The organism is Betaproteobacteria bacterium, assembly GCA_016720925.1.
Taxonomy (GTDB): Bacteria; Pseudomonadota; Gammaproteobacteria; order Burkholderiales; family Usitatibacteraceae; genus UKL13-2.
Window position 1 is genome coordinate 109,313 of record JADKJR010000019.1, and the last position, 16,165, is coordinate 125,477.

The 16,165-nt window shown below is 60.5% G+C and carries 13 protein-coding genes; 5 read left to right on the forward strand and 8 right to left on the reverse strand.

What is annotated here, in order from left to right:
* The first annotated feature begins 298 nt into the window (after window positions 1-298).
* The 5 genes from IPP88_19445 to IPP88_19465 all read left to right on the forward strand — a co-directional run bounded on the left by IPP88_19445 (window position 299) and on the right by IPP88_19465 (window position 9,458).
* Window positions 299-5,890, forward strand: a complete 5,592-nt coding sequence (locus IPP88_19445; GenBank protein MBL0124793.1) for a hypothetical protein — start codon at window positions 299-301, stop codon at window positions 5,888-5,890.
* A complete protein-coding gene (locus IPP88_19450) occupies window positions 5,811-6,737 on the forward strand; it encodes a hypothetical protein (protein ID MBL0124794.1) in 927 nt (308 codons plus the stop codon). The genes IPP88_19445 and IPP88_19450 overlap by 80 nt, the downstream gene beginning before the upstream one ends.
* 111 nt (window positions 6,738-6,848) lie before the next feature.
* Complete coding sequence (locus tag IPP88_19455) at window positions 6,849-7,724, forward strand: hypothetical protein (protein MBL0124795.1); 876 nt, start codon at window positions 6,849-6,851, stop codon at window positions 7,722-7,724.
* A 407-nt stretch (window positions 7,725-8,131) separates the two neighbouring features.
* Window positions 8,132-8,785, forward strand: coding sequence for a DsbA family oxidoreductase (locus IPP88_19460; GenBank protein MBL0124796.1), 654 nt, complete (start codon window positions 8,132-8,134; stop codon window positions 8,783-8,785).
* Between the two features lie 253 nt (window positions 8,786-9,038).
* Window positions 9,039-9,458, forward strand: a complete 420-nt coding sequence (locus IPP88_19465; GenBank protein ID MBL0124797.1) for a hypothetical protein — start codon at window positions 9,039-9,041, stop codon at window positions 9,456-9,458.
* A 61-nt stretch (window positions 9,459-9,519) separates the two neighbouring features.
* Here IPP88_19465 and IPP88_19470 read toward each other — a convergent pair whose 3' ends face one another.
* The 8 genes from IPP88_19470 to IPP88_19505 form a co-directional block, all read right to left on the reverse strand.
* Complete coding sequence (locus IPP88_19470) at window positions 9,520-9,972, reverse strand: hypothetical protein (GenBank protein ID MBL0124798.1); 453 nt, start codon at window positions 9,970-9,972, stop codon at window positions 9,520-9,522.
* Between the two features lie 465 nt (window positions 9,973-10,437).
* Entirely contained in the window at window positions 10,438-10,803 is a 366-nt protein-coding gene (locus IPP88_19475) for a hypothetical protein (protein MBL0124799.1), read from the reverse strand.
* Between the two features lie 292 nt (window positions 10,804-11,095).
* A complete protein-coding gene (locus tag IPP88_19480) occupies window positions 11,096-11,578 on the reverse strand; it encodes a DUF2269 domain-containing protein (protein ID MBL0124800.1) in 483 nt (160 codons plus the stop codon).
* Window positions 11,578-12,876 carry an SDR family oxidoreductase gene (locus IPP88_19485; GenBank protein MBL0124801.1) on the reverse strand — a complete coding sequence of 433 codons (1,299 nt, stop codon included), beginning with the start codon at window positions 12,874-12,876 and terminating at the stop codon, window positions 11,578-11,580. Before IPP88_19485 ends, IPP88_19480 begins: the two co-directional genes overlap by 1 nt.
* A gap of 220 nt (window positions 12,877-13,096) precedes the next feature.
* Window positions 13,097-13,576 carry a VOC family protein gene (locus IPP88_19490; protein ID MBL0124802.1) on the reverse strand — a complete coding sequence of 160 codons (480 nt, stop codon included), beginning with the start codon at window positions 13,574-13,576 and terminating at the stop codon, window positions 13,097-13,099.
* Window positions 13,577-13,805: 229 nt separating this feature from the next.
* Window positions 13,806-14,489: a hypothetical protein gene (locus IPP88_19495; protein MBL0124803.1), complete on the reverse strand. Its 684-nt coding sequence runs from the start codon at window positions 14,487-14,489 to the stop codon at window positions 13,806-13,808.
* 104 nt (window positions 14,490-14,593) lie between these two features.
* Window positions 14,594-15,031 carry a DMT family transporter gene (locus tag IPP88_19500; protein MBL0124804.1) on the reverse strand — a complete coding sequence of 146 codons (438 nt, stop codon included), beginning with the start codon at window positions 15,029-15,031 and terminating at the stop codon, window positions 14,594-14,596.
* Between the two features lie 122 nt (window positions 15,032-15,153).
* Window positions 15,154-15,879 (reverse strand): hypothetical protein, encoded by a 726-nt coding sequence (locus tag IPP88_19505; GenBank protein MBL0124805.1) that lies wholly within the window; start codon window positions 15,877-15,879, stop codon window positions 15,154-15,156.
* Window positions 15,880-16,165: the final 286 nt, after the last annotated feature.

The following is a 16,165-nucleotide window of genomic DNA, read 5'->3' on the forward strand; positions in this document are numbered from 1 at the left end:
TAGCACTGGTTCTGGAAAAAACGTGGCCGGTCCCCTATTGCCCTTTTGGCGTTGGCAGGAGGGTGGTCGATAGATCGCGGTATTGACGACAGGGTCAAGAGTCTGTAGACACCATGTTCGGGTTCTCGGGGTCGGACGGTGCCGAAAGTACGGATCAACATGCGGTGGGATCGCAGGCTGATTTCGTCGCAATGCGCGTGAAGTAATCGAATTCCAGAGGTTGCTTCGGTTGGTCGAAATTCTTTTCCGTTTCACGGATTGCCACCAAAGTGTATTAGTCGTCACAGGGGAGAGAACCATGTATACATCGATTGGCGCAGCGCGTGCACGACACTGGAATGCCGCGATTTGGCGGATGGCGCTGTGGGGAACCACCCTCGCGCTCACCTTCGCCGGCGTGGTCGCCGATGCCATTACGCTGACGGCGGTGCAGTCGCGAAAGGCGCATGGCGCAAGTACCTATGACCTGACTATCGACAAGTCGCAGAGCATCGGCGGCGCCATCACGGTGGAGTCGCGCGCGATTGGCGCCGGCCACCAGATTGTGTTCCAGTTCGATGTGCCGGTCACCAGCATTGGAACGCCCACCGCGTTAGACGAGGCTGGCGACCCGGTCAGCATCAGCCTGACACCCTTGACCGGAGGTAACGATGTCATGGTGACGCTCGCCATTGTGCCGGACAACAAGCGCGTCACAGTGATGTTGCCGGGCGTCAACGGCGGGGGCGACGTGTCCGCATCGCTCGGTTTCCTGGTGGGCGACACGAACAACTCGGGGTCCGTGTCCGCCGCAGACATCCAGCAACTGAAGGCGCGCGCGGGGCAGGGAATCGCTTCCACCAACTTCAGATTCGATCTCAATGCGACCGGCGCGATTACCGCGGCCGATGTCAGCGCGGTCAAGGGCCGCCTCAATCGGACGTTACCCGTAGCGACGTCGACGGTGCTGCCGCCCGACCCGGCGAGCGTTGCATCGCCGATTGACCCAACGGTGGCTACCAACATCCTCTCCGCGACGGCATTTCTCTATACCGGCGCCAACCCGATCCAGACCGGTGTCGCGCCCGGCACCATCGTAGGTCAGCGCGCGACGGTACTTCGCGGCAAGGTGCTGACCCGCGCCGGTGCGGCGATTTCCGGCGTAAAGATCAGCATACTCAATCATCCGGAACTGGGGCAGACGCTGTCCCGCGCCGATGGCATGTTCGACATGGTGGTCAACGGTGGCGGCTTGCTCACGGTCAACTACGCCAAGGCCGGCTTTCTTTCCGCGCAACGGCAAGCGAACGCAACATGGCAGGACTACACCACCCTCGCCGACGTGGTGCTGGTGCCGCTGGACGCACAAGTGACAAGCATCGATCTCTCGGGCAGCACCGCCTTGCAAGTCGCACGCGGCAGCTTGACGACCGATGTTGATGGCTCGCGCCAACCCACGTTACTTTTTCCGCAAGGCACCCAGGCACAGTTGGTGATGCCCAACGGCAGCACCCAGTCGATCGCCACGCTCAACGTGCGGGCCACCGAATACACGACCGGCCCGAACGGGCCGAAAGCCATGCCCGGCGAGTTGCCGCCGAGCAGTGGGTACACCTATGCCTTGGAGTTGAGCGCTGACGAGGCAATTGCTGCCGGCGCGACGGAAATACGCTTCAGCTCTCCAGTGCCGTTCTATGTCGAAAACTTCGTCGGTTTTCCGGTGGGATCGCTGGTGCCGACCGGATTTTACGACCGCGGCAAGGGGCAGTGGGTGGCTTCCAACAACGGGCGCGTCATCAAGGTGCTCGGCATCACCGGCGGCTTGGCCGAGTTGGACCTGGATGGCACGGGCGCGCCCGCAGGTGCCGCCGCCCTGATCGCACTGGGAATCACCGATGTAGAGCGGCAGCGTCTGGCCTTGCTCTACACACCCGGCCAGCAACTGTGGCGGGTACTGATTCCCCACTTCAGCCCATGGGACTGCAATTGGCCATTTGGCCCCCCGGATGGCGCCGGCGCGCCGGGCGGTGGCGGTGGTGGGGGCGGCGGGCCAAAACCTGGTCCGAAACCCGACAAGCCCAAAGACGAACCCTGCAAGAAAGGTGGATCCATTATCGGTTGTGAACCCCAGACGCTGGGGGAAGTCGTGCCCGTGGCGGGCGCGCCGTTCAGCCTGCATTACCAAAGCAACCGGGTACCTGGACACCAGGCCGCAAACACCCTGAAGGTTCGGTTGAGCGGCAGCACGCTGCCTGCAAACCTGCAGCGCATCCATCTGGAGATTGCGATTGCGGGACGGACAACCACGAAGAGTTTTGCGCCGCAGGTGAATCTGGTCGACAGCTTTGCCTGGGACCGGAAAGATGCCTACGGCCGAACGGTGCAGGGTCAGCAAGCAGTCACGGTGCGCATCGGCTACGAATACATTGCGCAATACTATGCGACGCCGGACACGTTCGACGCGAGCTACAACCGCTTCGGCTCGATGCCGATCGGAACCGCGAGCGGCGGCGCTGGCGCGGTGGTCTTTTCTCGCCCGAGTGCACGATCGACAGCTCCCCCGATCATTCTGTGGCAGGACTACGAGGCGTCCCTGGGAAACCTCGACGGTCTCGGCATCACCGGGGGATGGAGCGTCAGTGTCCATCATGCCTATGATGTTGGCGGCCGGACACTCCATCTCGGAAACGGAGACCAGCGGAACGTTCTGGCGCTGGGCGCGACCATGGCCACGGTGGCAGGCACGGGCAACCTGGGCAGCGCAGGTGATGGCGGGCCGGCGTTGCTGGCCCAGATGACCGAGCCCCGGGGACTTGCCGTGGGCCCGGATGGCAGTCTTTACATCGCGGACAGCGGCAATCACCGCGTTCGACGCATCGGGCCAGACGGCGTCATTACCACGGTGGCGGGGATGGGCATTGCCGGCCCCGTGGGTGATGGGGGACCGGCTACCCAGACGCGGCTGAACGCGCCGTACGGGCTGGGCATCGGACCCGATGGCAGCCTGTATATCGCCGAAAAGAACACGCATCGAATTCGCCGCGTCGGGCCCGATGGCATCATCACCACCGTGGTTGGTACCGGCGTCGCCGGCTTCGCGGGCGATGGCGGGCCGGCAACCCTGGCCCAGATCAACGAACCCCGGGGACGAATCGGCGTGGGGCCCGATGGCAGTCTGTATGTTGCCGACTTTGGCAACAACCGCGTTCGGCGCGTGGCACCCGATGGCATCATCACCACGGTGGCCGGAAAAGGCACGACCGGCTTCGCCGGTGACGGCGGGTTAGCCTCTCAGGCAGAGCTGAACGGGCCCTACGCAGTCGCGGTGGGGGCCGATGGAGCCTTGTATATTGCCGAGACCTTGAACCTGAGAGTTCGGCGCGTAGGAGCCAACGGCATCATCTCCACGATAACAAACAGCAGGACCCAGGATATTGCCGTGGGTCCCGACGGCAGCTTGTATGTGGTCGACTTCCACGCCATTCGACGCGTAAAACCCGACGGAACCATCACCACCGTGGCGGGCGGGGCTTTTGGCTTCGCGGGCGATGGCGGGCTTGCGACCCAGGCCCTGCTGGCCTCTCCCGTTGGAGTCGTCGTGTCGCCCGATGGCAATCTGTACATCGCCGACACCGACAATCTGCGTATCCGGCGGCTCGGCTCGCCCATGTCCAGTACTTTCGACAGCGAACTTTTGATCGCCGCCGCTGACGGCAACGAAGCCTATGTCTTCTCCGGCACCGGCCGCCACCTGCGCACGCTCGAAGCCCTGACCGGTACCGTGCGCCATCAGTTTGCCTACAACAGCGCCGGTCGCCTCGCGACGGTCACCGACGGCGCAGGCAACGCGACTACCATCGAGCGCGACGGCAGCGGCAACCCGACGGCCATCGTCGCGCCTTTCGGGCAGCGCACGACGCTCGAGGTGCAGGGCGACGGCTATCTCTCCCGCGTCACGAATCCGGCCGGGGAAGCGATCCAGTTCACCTACAACAGCGGCGCTGCCGAAGGCCTATTGGCCACGCTGACCGATCCGCGCGGCAACGTGCATCGATATCAGTACGAAGCCATCGGCCGCCTCATCCGTGATGAGAACCCGGCCGGGGGCGTGACCACGCTGGCGCGCTCAGACATCACCGATGATCACTACACGGTCACCGTGACGACGGCCTTGGGACTGGTGACGACCTACGACGTCGAGGAACTAACCAATGGCACCACGCGCCGCGTACGCATCGACCCCACCAGCGCTCGCACCGAATCGTTGCTCGGCATCGACGGCAGTCGCCTGGTGACCTATCCCGATGGCACGGTATCGAACACGGTCAAGGGACCCGATCCGCGATTCGGGATGCAGGCGCCCATCATGAAGTCACGCACCGTCACCAAGCCCGGAGGTTACTCCTCGACCCGCACGATGACCCGCGCGACGACGCTATCGAATCCGAGCGATCTCTTCAGCATCACCGCGCAGACGGACTCGGTGGCCATCAATGGGCAGGTGTATACCAGCACGTATTCAGCCGCGACTCGCAAGGTCACCACGACCACGCCAGCCGGCCGCCAGTCGTTCGTCACGCTGGATGCGCTGGGCCGGATCGTCGCGTCGCAGAGTGACGCCGCTTCGAGCCTCGTGCCCGTCCAGTTTGCCTATGATGCCCAGGGGCGCCTCACCCAGGCCAGTCAGGGCGCGCAGTCCTGGTCCTACGCGTATGACGCAAAGGCTCGTCTGGCGTCCCGGACCGACGCAGGCGGTGGCAGCACGTCATTTGCCTACGATGCAGCGGACCGCGCCACGCAGGTGACGCTGCCCAGCGCCCGGGCTTACGGCTTTGCCTACGACGCCAGCGGCAATCGCACACAGGTCACGGTACCCGGCCTGGGCGCGCATCTGCTCGACTACAACGCGATCGACCAGGAGGGCGGCTATACGCCTCCCGGCAACAGCCCGTACGTCACCGCGCACGACTCTGACGGAAGAAGGAGCCTCGTGACACTTCCCGGCGGCCGGACGGAAAACTTCACGTACGACAGCGGAAACAGACCCATGGGCGTCAGTTATCCAGAAGCCACGGTTGCGCTCACCTACGCGGCGGGTGATCCCACGGCGCGCATCGGCGGTTTCACCCGGACGCCCGCCGGAGCGGGAACCGCGCAGCAGGTTCAATTCACGTATGGCGGCGATCTTGTCACCAGCGCGACCTGGACCGGCGCGGCGGCAGGTCAGTTCACCTACACCTATGATGGCAGATTCAAGCTTTCGAGCATGGCTCTCTCCGGCGGCCCGACGACCGCGCTGACCAAGGACAATGATGGCCTGCTCACGGCGCTGGGACCATTCACCATCGCGCGCGCGGGACCTGCCGGCGCACCGAGCCAGATCGGCGATGGCACGCTGGTTATCGCGCAGGCATACGATACGATGGGCCGGGTGGCAAGCCGGACGAACACCGTCGGCGGACAGCAGAAATATGCGGTGCAGTTCACGTACGGCAATACGGGCCGCATCATCACCAAGGTCGAAACAGTCGCTGGCGTCGCCCACACCTACGACTACTCATACGATAGCGACGGTCATCTCAGCCAGGTTCAGAACGACGGCGTGATCGTCGAGCGCTATACCTACGACGCGAATCGCAACCGGATCAGCCGTCAATTTGGCAACGCCGCCGCAGAGACGGCTACTTACGACAGCCAGGACCGCCTGGTTGAGCACGGGACGACGACCTGGCAGTTCAATGCCGATGGATACCTGACCGGGCGCGGCAGCGATAACTTCCAATACAGCACCACCGGCGAGCTGCTCCAGGGCAGTCGTCGGCGGTCAGACCGTGACCTATGCCTACGATGGATTGCGCCGGCGGGTGAGCCGCACCGATGCCGGGGGCACGACACAGTACCTCTACGGTAACCCGGAAAATTCATTGCATGTCACCCACACACGCAATACCTCTGGCGTGCTAACCACCTATTACTACGACGAGGGCCGTCGACTGTTCGCGCTTCAACGCGGCGCGATACGCTACTACGTCGCCACCGATCAACTCGGGTCTCCGCGCGTGATCTCCGATGCCGCCGGCACCGTGGCCAAGGCCACCGATTACGACGCCTTCGGTCAGGTGACCGCCGACAGCAACCCGGCATTCGACGTCGTCGTTGGCTTTGCCGGTGGTTTGGCCGACGGCACGACCGGATTGGTCCGGTTCGGCTTGCGCGACTATGACCCGGGTGCGGGACGCTGGACTGCACGAGACCCGGCCGTATTCCAGGGCGGCCAGGCAAATCTGTACGCCTACGGCAACAACAATCCGGTCAATCTCGTCGATCCTGCCGGCTTCGGTTCCGGCGGGGTCAGCCTGTGCGAGGGGGTGTGCGCCGGATTCAAGCTCGCCTGGACGGATGGCGGAATATCCGCGTGCGTGGAGGCAGGACTGGGCGTGGGAAATTCGATCGATGTCGACCCGATGGGAGATCTCGACAAGGACGGCTTGTCCCTGGAGGCCAAGGCATCGCTGAAAGTCGGATTAGGAAAGGTCGAATACGGCGTGGAGATTACCGATGATCCTTGCGGGAAGCCGGTCGTGACACCAAAGGCAGAAGGCTGCGTGGGCCCTTTCTGCCTCAACACAGACAAGGATGGAAAGTTCTCCAACGATATGAGCGAAGATCTGAAAGTGAAAAACCCGCTTAAGGGCGATGGCGGAATTGGCAAGGAGGCAAAGGTCGTCGCCAAGTTCTGCCAGCAGGCGAAGTGGTAGCCGCAACTGGCCCGCGAACGCATCCGTTCGCGAGCGAACAGACTGCAAACAAAAAGGGATGCAGAGTCTGAATCCTGGCCATGATCCGTGGCTTGAAACACTGGAGATCGAATGACGTGGCTGCCGTGGTTTGGTCTGGTTCTGTGTCTGCTGGCAGTCGCGGCGGTCGGCCTGATGGCGTATGGGTCCAGCCGGTGGGCCGATAGAACGCGGATGCTGATCGGCATGCTCGAGGCAGCCCGGATTGACGGGAAGTCCCAGTCGCCATCCCCGACGCGCTTCGACTCGCGCGAACTGGCAGGTCTGCCTGCACCCGTGCAACGCTATTTCCGTACCGCGCTCAAAGAGGGGCAGCCCATCATCGCCGCCGCCACGGTTGAAATCGGCGGCACGTTCAACATGTCCGCAACCGGTGAGCAATGGAAGCCTTTCACGTCGCGTCAACGGATCGTCACCTGCCGTCCGGGCTTCCTGTGGGACGCCCAAATCTCAATGTTGCCGGGTTTGAAGGTGCGGGTGGTCGACAGCTACATCGCGGGCAAGGGCCTGCTGCACGCGGCGATCCTGGGTTTGTTCAAAGTCGCCGAGGTCAGTGGTGAAGGAGAGATTGCACGCGGCGAATTCATGCGCTACTTCGCCGAAGCCGCCTGGTACCCGACCGCGCTGCTGCCCAGCCAAGGCGTGCGATGGGAGGCCGTGGATGACGCTTCCGCGAATGCCACCATCGTGGATGGGCCAATTGCGCTGACGCTGCTGTTCAGATTCAACGACGCCGGTCTCATCGGCTCGTTCCGCGCGGAGGCAAGGGGCGGCATGATCGACAAGAAAATCGTCATGGCGCCGTGGGAAGGAAACTGGTCCAATTACCAGACGCGCGATGGAATGACCGTGCCGTTCACCGGCGAAGTGGCATGGATGCGGCCCGACGGTCGGAAGCCGTACTTCGTTGGTACCGTCACGTCATTGGTCTATGAATTGTCGCCATGAGACTGTGCTTGCGGTTGTATATGCGGGACCTGGTGCGCCATTCTCGCTAATTCGCACATGCTGCGCGCCCCGCCTAAGATCGTTTCTTCTTTGACTGCTTCTCTTCAGGCGCTGATTGTTCCTGACCCGGCTTGGTCGCGGGAGGAGGAGCGAACGGCGGTGGAAAGCCGACAAAAACAAGAATCATGAATACGGGCAGCAGGCAATAGAAAAGCGGTCGTCGCCAATTCAGTTTTATTCTCATCTTAAAGAAGGAAGTGGAGTGCCTTGCGCGAAATTCAATAGGAGCATCCAGTTTGTGTAATGCGGGCCTGGCCGCCGGGATTCGGCCTCGCGTACTTTCCCTTTGGCGATGAATTGGCGATTTCCACTAAACTGCCGATGTCCGTCTCCCTCAAAAAATCGCCATGAAAATCGACTTCGTTTCTGACATTGCCTGCCCGTGGTGCGCCGTCGGCCTGAACGCGCTGGAAATTGCGCTAGCGCGCATCGGCAATGACATCCCCGTCACGCTGCATATGCAGCCGTTCGAGCTCAATCCCGACATGACGAGCGAAGGCGTGGATGCGGCCGAATATCTCTCCCGCAAATACCGGCTGAGCGCCGCGCAACTGGCCGCCAATCGCGAGACCATCCGCGCACGCGGTGAAGCGGTGGGTTTTTCGTTCGGCGAACGCAGCCGCGTCTGGAACACGTTTGACGCGCACCGCCTGTTGCACTGGGCCGGCCTGCAGGACAACGCCAAGCAGCGCGCGCTCAAACACGCCCTGCTCCGCGCCTACCACGGTGAAGGCCGCAACCCATCATCGACGGACGTACTTCTGGCGCTGGCACAAGAAGTCGGGCTCGACATCGCTGCAGCGCGCGGCATTCTGGAATCAGACACCTACACGCGCGAAGTGCGCGAGGCCGAGGAATTCTGGCGCAAGAACGGTATTGACGCCGTGCCCGCCGTCATCATTGACGACAAACACTTGATCTCGGGCGGCCAGCCGCCCGAGGTATTCGAGCAGGCGTTGCGGCAGATCGCGGCGGAAACCCTGCACGCGGCAAAGTCGTAGCCGGGAACTGATCGATCGGTAGTGCGGTGCGCGCCAACACGGACACGCGGGACGGGCGACGAAACGGTGCGATCAAGTTGCAGCGGCCTTGCCGCTTGTCGATATTCGCGGCACAAACTCAAGCACTGGCGCGGGTTTTCTGGCACTTTCTGCCTGGGAGGCCGGTGGATGCTGGGGTTTGCGAATTTCGTTGGTAATCTACCCTGACTTATCAGCTCACAGTGGTACTCACATGAAGCGGGAAAGGAGAAACATGGCATTCGCGATCAAAGCCGGGATTGACGATCCGCGTTCGAAGACGTTCGCGCTCACCGCGCAAAAGACAATGTACGGCGGCAAGGAAATCGGCGAAGGCGACACGGTATTCGTGTTCGCGAGCGAGAACGAAGGCGCAGAAGGCGGAAAGGGGCTCATCGCGCGCGGCGTTGTGACTGGGGCTAGCGCGATACCGAAGAAGCCCGGCATCGCCCGGCAAACACCGCGTGTAAGCGTCACCATCCGACGCACTGCGCTAGCGAAGCGGCCGCTGGGGCGGAGCGAACTCAAACGTTTCACCGACTGGCATGACGGCCAACCCGCAACCGAACTCAATTTCAAATTCTATCGGCAGGCCACGAACAAGATCGTCGGCATCTCGGATGAAGCGGCGGCGTTTCTCAGCGGTTTCTTTTAGCGCGATCCACGGCAAATGGTACCTGCCCCATTTGCGCTTCCGGTTCGCTGAACGTGCAAACCTAGCCCAGAATTTTCACGTCCACCACCAGCGGCACGGTCTCCGTTGTCTTGCACTTGGGATCGCCGTAGCAGGATGCGGCCTGTATGGTCTCGATGCTGTACACCAGCATCACGCGCTTGCCGATCAGGGGAGACTTCGGACGGCACAACTCAAACTTTCCGAGCTCGATCAGTTCACCGCCTGACGCGCCCTTCAACGTCAGGTAGCAGCCGTTGTCTCCCTTGTCGACATCCGTCACGGTACCGAGAGTCTGTTTGAACTCAGTTCCCACCTTGACGACACCTTCCTTGTAGATCACGGCAGGGGCCGGCGGCGGCGAAGGTGGCGGAGTTTGCGAAAGCGCCGCAATCGGCGTGACCGACGCTGGCGGTGTAACGGTTTGCGCCGCAGCAGAATGTGCGACCGTAAATGTACATATCGCGCAAGTAATGAGCAGGTGGCGATTCTTCATTTTTGCACCCCACAAAACCGAATTTCACAGGGATCTGCACTCCCCCTGAACGCGGCACCCGCGTGGCGCGGCCACCGCCAACCGCACACCCATTTGTGCGGTCATGACCACTTAAGCACTTTTTTTACCGATGGGATTTGACGTTGCGCAAAGGAATTGCATGCGGGCGGATCGATGCTTGGGAAATGCAGGCTACCTGCACCTTCGCTTTTTGGGCCACCATGCGATATTGCGTGAACGGACGCTGTTGTTGGGTTGCTATCCGAAGAACGCGATCCGAGGCTTTGCCAACATCAGCCAAATGATGATCGGCACCGCCGCGAACGCGGGAAAGCCGAAGTCAATTTGGGGGGCAGAACGCCGTCGCTGCGTGCGCCTCCGCAAAAAATGAAACCGGCTGCACGGACTGCGCAGCCGGGGTATGACGAATGGCCGAAGCCCGCCGCGCGGGAGCCGGCGGGAGCCTTACGGCTTGGCGACTTTCCAGACGTTGTTCACACCGTCGCCGGTCTTGTCGCCGGGTTTTGCGTCCTTCACCCATGCGTACAGCGGCTTGCCCTTGAGCGCCCACTGCTTGCCGCCGTCGTCGCGGTTGATAATCGTGTAATCGCCCATCGCCTTGGCATCAGCCGCGGCCATCAACGGGGGCCAATTGGTAGCGCAGGGGCCGTTGCACATGCTCTTGCCTCCTGCATCCTTGTCGAAGGTGTAGAGAGTCATGCCGGCAGCGTTTGTGACGACGCCGTCCATGGCCTTGGTGGGGGCCTGCGCAAAGGCGGCCAGGGGAGCCGCCAGAAGGGCTGCAAGAGTCAAGCTGAGTATGGTCTTCATGAATGTCCTAAATGGTTTGAAAAGTGGTCGAATCGCCAAGGATTGCGCCTGATTCAGTCACCGGCGCCCGCCCAGCCCCAAGACATACGGTGAACGGGTTCGATCGGATGTTGGCCTTACCTTGGCCGCGTGGCAGCCACGGGAAGCCGTTCCGGCGCACAACACCGTGGGATCGGTCAGGGGTTGGAAAATATCCGTGGTCCCTCCCCTATGATCTACAAAGATGACTATTTGCAATTTCGCTGTCGGACTGACATGCGATCTTGCGTGACCAGACACTGTTGTTGTGTTGCTACCCAAACAACACGAATGCAGGCTTTGCCAGCATCAGCCAAATGATAGCAAGCACCGACACGAACGCCGGAATACCAAGCACGAACCAATTGCGGAAAAGTGTATGGTAGGCAGGCGGCAGCGGCGTACCATCGCGCGCCGCGGCAATTGCAATATTGCGCATGCGAATTTGTAACCCGACCACCGGTAGCCAGCAGCATCCTGTGATCACGTAAAGAATGAGCGACAACGCGAGCCAACCTTGTGTCAGCGGCCAACCCAGGCCGCGTGCCAGCAGGTACCCCGTTACGGGTTGCACGACGACTGCGGAGGCTGTGAATACAAAATCCGCGACCACCACCACACGGGCAGTGTGGGCAATCAGAACCGCATCACGCGTGCGGTCGGCCATCATCATGAAGAAGGCGATGCCAGCGCCCGTGCCGAGCAGCATCGTTGCACCAATGACGTGTAACCATCGCAGCAGTTCGATGGACGTCATCACCGCTCCTCCAGCAGCACCAAGGTAACCAAGGCCAGGACAATTGACGGCAGCACCTTGACGAACGGCCCGAGCGGATCGCCCCATAGCGCTGGCGTCAGCATACTGCCCGCCACGAGGTAACCCAAAGAGATCGCAACCATTCCAACGCACGCCCTCTTCGCAAGCGGTCGAACGAGAATTGAGAGGCCAAGGAGAATGTCTATCGTCGCGCCCGCGATCACCAGAAACTTTGCCGATGATATTGAAAGCACATCGGCTGGCAATACCGCCGCGGCACGTTCGATATCGAACAATCCGATCGTTCCCGAAAGCACCCAGAAAATTGAGAGGGTCGCGACCATGACCGGCATCAACAAGTACAGCCTTGCAAACCATCGTTCCTGAAGCGTTGCCGGCATCGCGTCCAGTGATTGCTCCATGGATAGCAGGTTGCCGCCGCGCAACTGCCGCACCTGGGACGCCTCACCAATGACGTTGTCCTGCAACGCAAGCAGCGCGTTCGACCGCAACGGCGACCGCCAGCCGAGGTAACCGAGCGCATCCGCCACCAGCGCCACGGGCGCCAGCGTCCATTGGGGCAGCGCGATCTCGACAACGGGTTGTGACGCGCCCAGCCAGAGCCGGAAATGTCCAACAACTTCACGCAAGGAGTGCGATTCGGCTTCCACCAGATCAATGTCGGTACCGCTGGCGAGTCTGCCCTCGACGGCATCGCGGACAAACGCGCAAACATCGCTTATCGCCACCGTCTGGATGCGCGCATCCGCCAGCGCGAGCGGGCTCACCAAAGGGAATGCCGCCAGCATGCGAATCAATGCCGAACCCCCGTAGGCGTTGGGCGCCAGCACCAGCCCCGGCCGGAGAATGATCCAGTCAATCCTGCTTTCGCGAATGACTGCATCGCCGCGCGCCTTGCTGCGCATGAATTCGCTGGATGCTTCGGCCGTTGCCCCCGGCGCGGAAATCTGGACGACGCGCGAGACATTGGCGGCTTCACATGCGCGCATGAGTGCTGTGATGCTGGTGTGATGAATCGCGGCGAGGTTATCCTTCGCGCCATCTTGCAGCGCACCCGCCGCATTGACGACGACTTCCACACCATCGAGCAAAGGCCTCCACTTATCCGCGAGTTGCAGCCTTGCAATATCTGTCTGCGCCCAATGGATGCGCGGAAAAACGCGCATGCCCTGCCGCGCAGAGCGCCCCACGCCAATCACTTCATGCCCCGCTTCGTGCAGCGTGCGGACAATCGCCAGGCCAATCAGGCCATAGCCGCCAAGTACGAGGACTCGCAATCAAAACTCCATTATGGCTAATTGAAACTCAAGCACCGGCGCGGGTTTCCAGGCTTTTTATGGCTGGAAGGCTCGTGGATGCTAGTGTTTTTCACATTGTCGCTCGCACACTTGGGCCTGCTGCTTTGGCCTGGCACATATCGGCAGCGCTTGGAACAATAAAACCAGCCCAACGACCATGCTTCGTGCTGGACACGCTCCATCAACCCGAGGACCGGTTTCAGCCCCGCCGTGCGGCCTCGATCGCGGCAATGTCGATATTCTTCATGGTCATCATCGCGTCAAACGCGCGCTTGGCCGCGGCCCGATCGGGGTCGGTTATTGCCGTGATGAGCGCGCGCGGGGTGATCTGCCACGACAATCCCCACTTGTCCTTGCACCAGCCGCACGCGCTTTCCTGGCCGCCATTGCTGACGATGGCGTTCCACAGGCGGTCGGTTTCGGCCTGGTCATCGGTCGCGATTTGAAACGAGAAAGCCTCGCTCTGCTTGAACTGCGGGCCGCCGTTCAGCCCGATGCAAGGAATGCCGGCGACCGTGAACTCAACCGTCAGGACATCGCCCTGCTTGCCGTCGGGGTAGTCGCCCGGCGCGCGTATGACGGCGCCGACAGCGCTGTCGGGAAATGTTTTCGCATAGAAGTTTGCGGCGTCAACAGCGCCGCCCTCGTACCACAGACAGATTGTGTTCTTGCTTGTCATCTCGTGTCTCCTGAAAAGTTGAGCAACCGTCATCCGCCATCGTTCAAACCAACCCGCAATCCACGCGGCGAGAGTCGTAGTACTTGTCATCTCAAATCAATGGTAACTCTGACGCCAAACGTTGTTCGTAACCTGCAAACTCCAGGACAAGTAAGGCTTTCCGGGTACTTTCAGCCTGGGAGGCGCGTGGATACTTGCGTTTCTGAAGAAAATAGAGCCCCGCGCAGGATCATTCAAAAAGTAACTTGGAAATCTTTAGTCTCACGCGTCGATCATTCACCAATGCCACCGCCCATTCGCGTGTGAGATCGGATGTCTCCTGGAATCCCAGCCCTTCCGCAATTCGCATCGTTGTTCGTACTCGATCACAGTAGATGCGAGTGAAGGCTTCAAGTCGAGGCGCCTTGGTTGGTGGCAATCTGCGATGCCTGACTACGTCATCGTTCAAATCCTCGCTGAACTGCAGTAGTCCGCTTTCAGGCGCCGGCCAGTAGCGACGCGCCATTTCGAAGTCATTTGCCAAGACGATTGCATCAATTGCGAGATCTCCACATTGCTTGGTGAGCGCCGGTGCATTTGACTCGAGTTGTTTCATCAACAAATATGTCGCGTGCACTTCACCAAGGGCGCGATTGATCGATTCAACATCATGAAATAAACCTCGAGTGCCCTTGCCCGCAATCAGCAGGCGTGTCTTCCTGTCGCGAATCGCGATGAGTTTGCGTCTTGCCGGCGGATAAACTTCCGCGAGGTCGATCCAATATCCCAGTGCAAATGAGAGCCGAACACCGTATTGGGCCGGCTCATGCTTGAGCGCGTTGTTGTGATACCAGACGTATTCGCGCAATGCGTCTGCATGCCGACCGGCAAATGCAGCTTCACGTGCGTGGCTCAAGCGATCGCTGACGTTCAATGGTTTCTCAATTGACTATTAAAATTGGCGTGAACAAACGGAACAAACGGGTCAGGGTGAATAGTTTCGCGAAACAATTGACGCGGACCCCTTATCACGCACATTCATTTTGCAACGAGGTATGCGCCAATCAGTAGCGCAATTACACCAGCGATGCGGGTCAAATCAATTGCCTTGGTCGATACGCCAAGCAGTCCGAAGTGATCGATAAGAACTCCAACCATGAGCTGACCCACGATGATAAGTGTGATCATCATTGTGGCGCCCAATCGGGGAAGCGTGACGTTGATGCTTTGATACAGGATCAAGCCGAAAATCCCGGCGGCCAGCATGTACCAGGGCAGATTCACAGCTTCCCGAATATTTTCGCCCTTTCGGTAAACCAGCCACACCGCCGAGAAAAGCAAACCACTCAAGTGCACCACAAAGCTGCTTGCGGTACCCCCGATTCGCTGGCCCATCGCGCCCGCAATTGGCGCCTGAAGTCCAACCGCGGCACCACCGGCAACACCAATCAGCAAGGTCAGCATGTATTCAATCATTCATCACCTCTTACGCGGCTACACAGTTTCGATCAACTACAATTTCGCAAAAAATCAACGGGCCAGGGTGGACTGTCCCCGAATATTCCCTGTTGCTTTCTTCGATCAGCGATGAATCACCGCTACCAGCGCGGCTTTTGCCAGTACGTCACGTAGCATTCGCCATCGAGACAAAGCATGGGGTCGCGAGTTTTTTGATGATTGCGTTTTTCCAGGGGGTAGGTGTTGGTCTTGCCGCTGTTGGATTGGGTAGTGATGCTATTGGCAGTGGCGCTCCAGCGGCCCGCATCGCCACTGCTGGAGGACGTGCCGCCCCACGCACCCGGCGCGTAAGCCGACATGCTGCCCGACGAGGTGTAGACATAAGTGCCGTTACCGCGCAGCTCGAAGCAGGATGAGCGCTGCGAGCCGCCTCCGGCGTTGGCGGTGAACGTCGATGCCTGACACCATTTGCCGACCAGTTCAGGAAGCACGCCGCCGGCAACATTTCTGTTCGCGCTTTGCGCGGGCGCTTGCGACCCTGCAGCCGCACCCGCCCCTGCATTTCCGGCCGAACCCTTGTTCATTACCAGTAACCCGGGCAGGTCGCCGCCGCCGATCAACAATTGGCCGCTGCGCAATTCATATGAATACGCGATGACCTGTCCCCTGCGCTCGATGAAGATCGTGCGTCCGGCCAACTGGTAGCGCATGGGCACACCGTCGATATTGCCGCCACCTTTGCCGTCGACGGTCATTGAAATCGTCGTACCCTGAATCTCGCCGGACCACTGCCCGGTCAGCGCAGGATTCGCCCAGGCGAGAAAGGACGACAAACAAAAAACAATTGCAAGCGTGAGTCTAGACATGACGATTTCCGGCGTGATGGATTTCAGACGGTGAAACTCTAGCACTGGTGAGATGTTTCAGGCATTTTCGCGAGTTAAACAACGAGTCCCGACACTTTCTTGGTGAATTTAGGGGTGAGGAGTGAAGCCGCGGTACCCTTTTTTTTCTGACGCGAAAGGAGACCGAAATGAGTGGCACACACCTCACCTTGGAGGAAAGATACCTGATTCACAGCGCGATGTTGGGAGGAATGAGTCCGACGCGGATTGCGCGTCAGTTGAAGCGTGACCGTTCAATGATTTACGA

Excerpts from the sequence above, each read along its gene's own strand:
- IPP88_19445 (MBL0124793.1), top strand. The coding sequence starts at position 299 with ATGTATACATCGATTGGCGCAGCGCGTGCACGACACTGGAATGCCGCG.
- IPP88_19455 (MBL0124795.1), top strand. The coding sequence starts at position 6,849 with ATGACGTGGCTGCCGTGGTTTGGTCTGGTTCTGTGTCTGCTGGCAGTC.
- IPP88_19460 (MBL0124796.1), top strand. The coding sequence starts at position 8,132 with ATGAAAATCGACTTCGTTTCTGACATTGCCTGCCCGTGGTGCGCCGTC.
- IPP88_19465 (MBL0124797.1), top strand. The coding sequence starts at position 9,039 with ATGGCATTCGCGATCAAAGCCGGGATTGACGATCCGCGTTCGAAGACG.
- IPP88_19470 (MBL0124798.1), bottom strand. The coding sequence starts at position 9,972 with ATGAAGAATCGCCACCTGCTCATTACTTGCGCGATATGTACATTTACG.
- IPP88_19475 (MBL0124799.1), bottom strand. The coding sequence starts at position 10,803 with ATGAAGACCATACTCAGCTTGACTCTTGCAGCCCTTCTGGCGGCTCCC.
- IPP88_19480 (MBL0124800.1), bottom strand. The coding sequence starts at position 11,578 with ATGACGTCCATCGAACTGCTGCGATGGTTACACGTCATTGGTGCAACG.
- IPP88_19490 (MBL0124802.1), bottom strand. The coding sequence starts at position 13,576 with ATGACAAGCAAGAACACAATCTGTCTGTGGTACGAGGGCGGCGCTGTT.
- IPP88_19500 (MBL0124804.1), bottom strand. The coding sequence starts at position 15,031 with ATGATTGAATACATGCTGACCTTGCTGATTGGTGTTGCCGGTGGTGCC.
- IPP88_19505 (MBL0124805.1), bottom strand. The coding sequence starts at position 15,879 with ATGTCTAGACTCACGCTTGCAATTGTTTTTTGTTTGTCGTCCTTTCTC.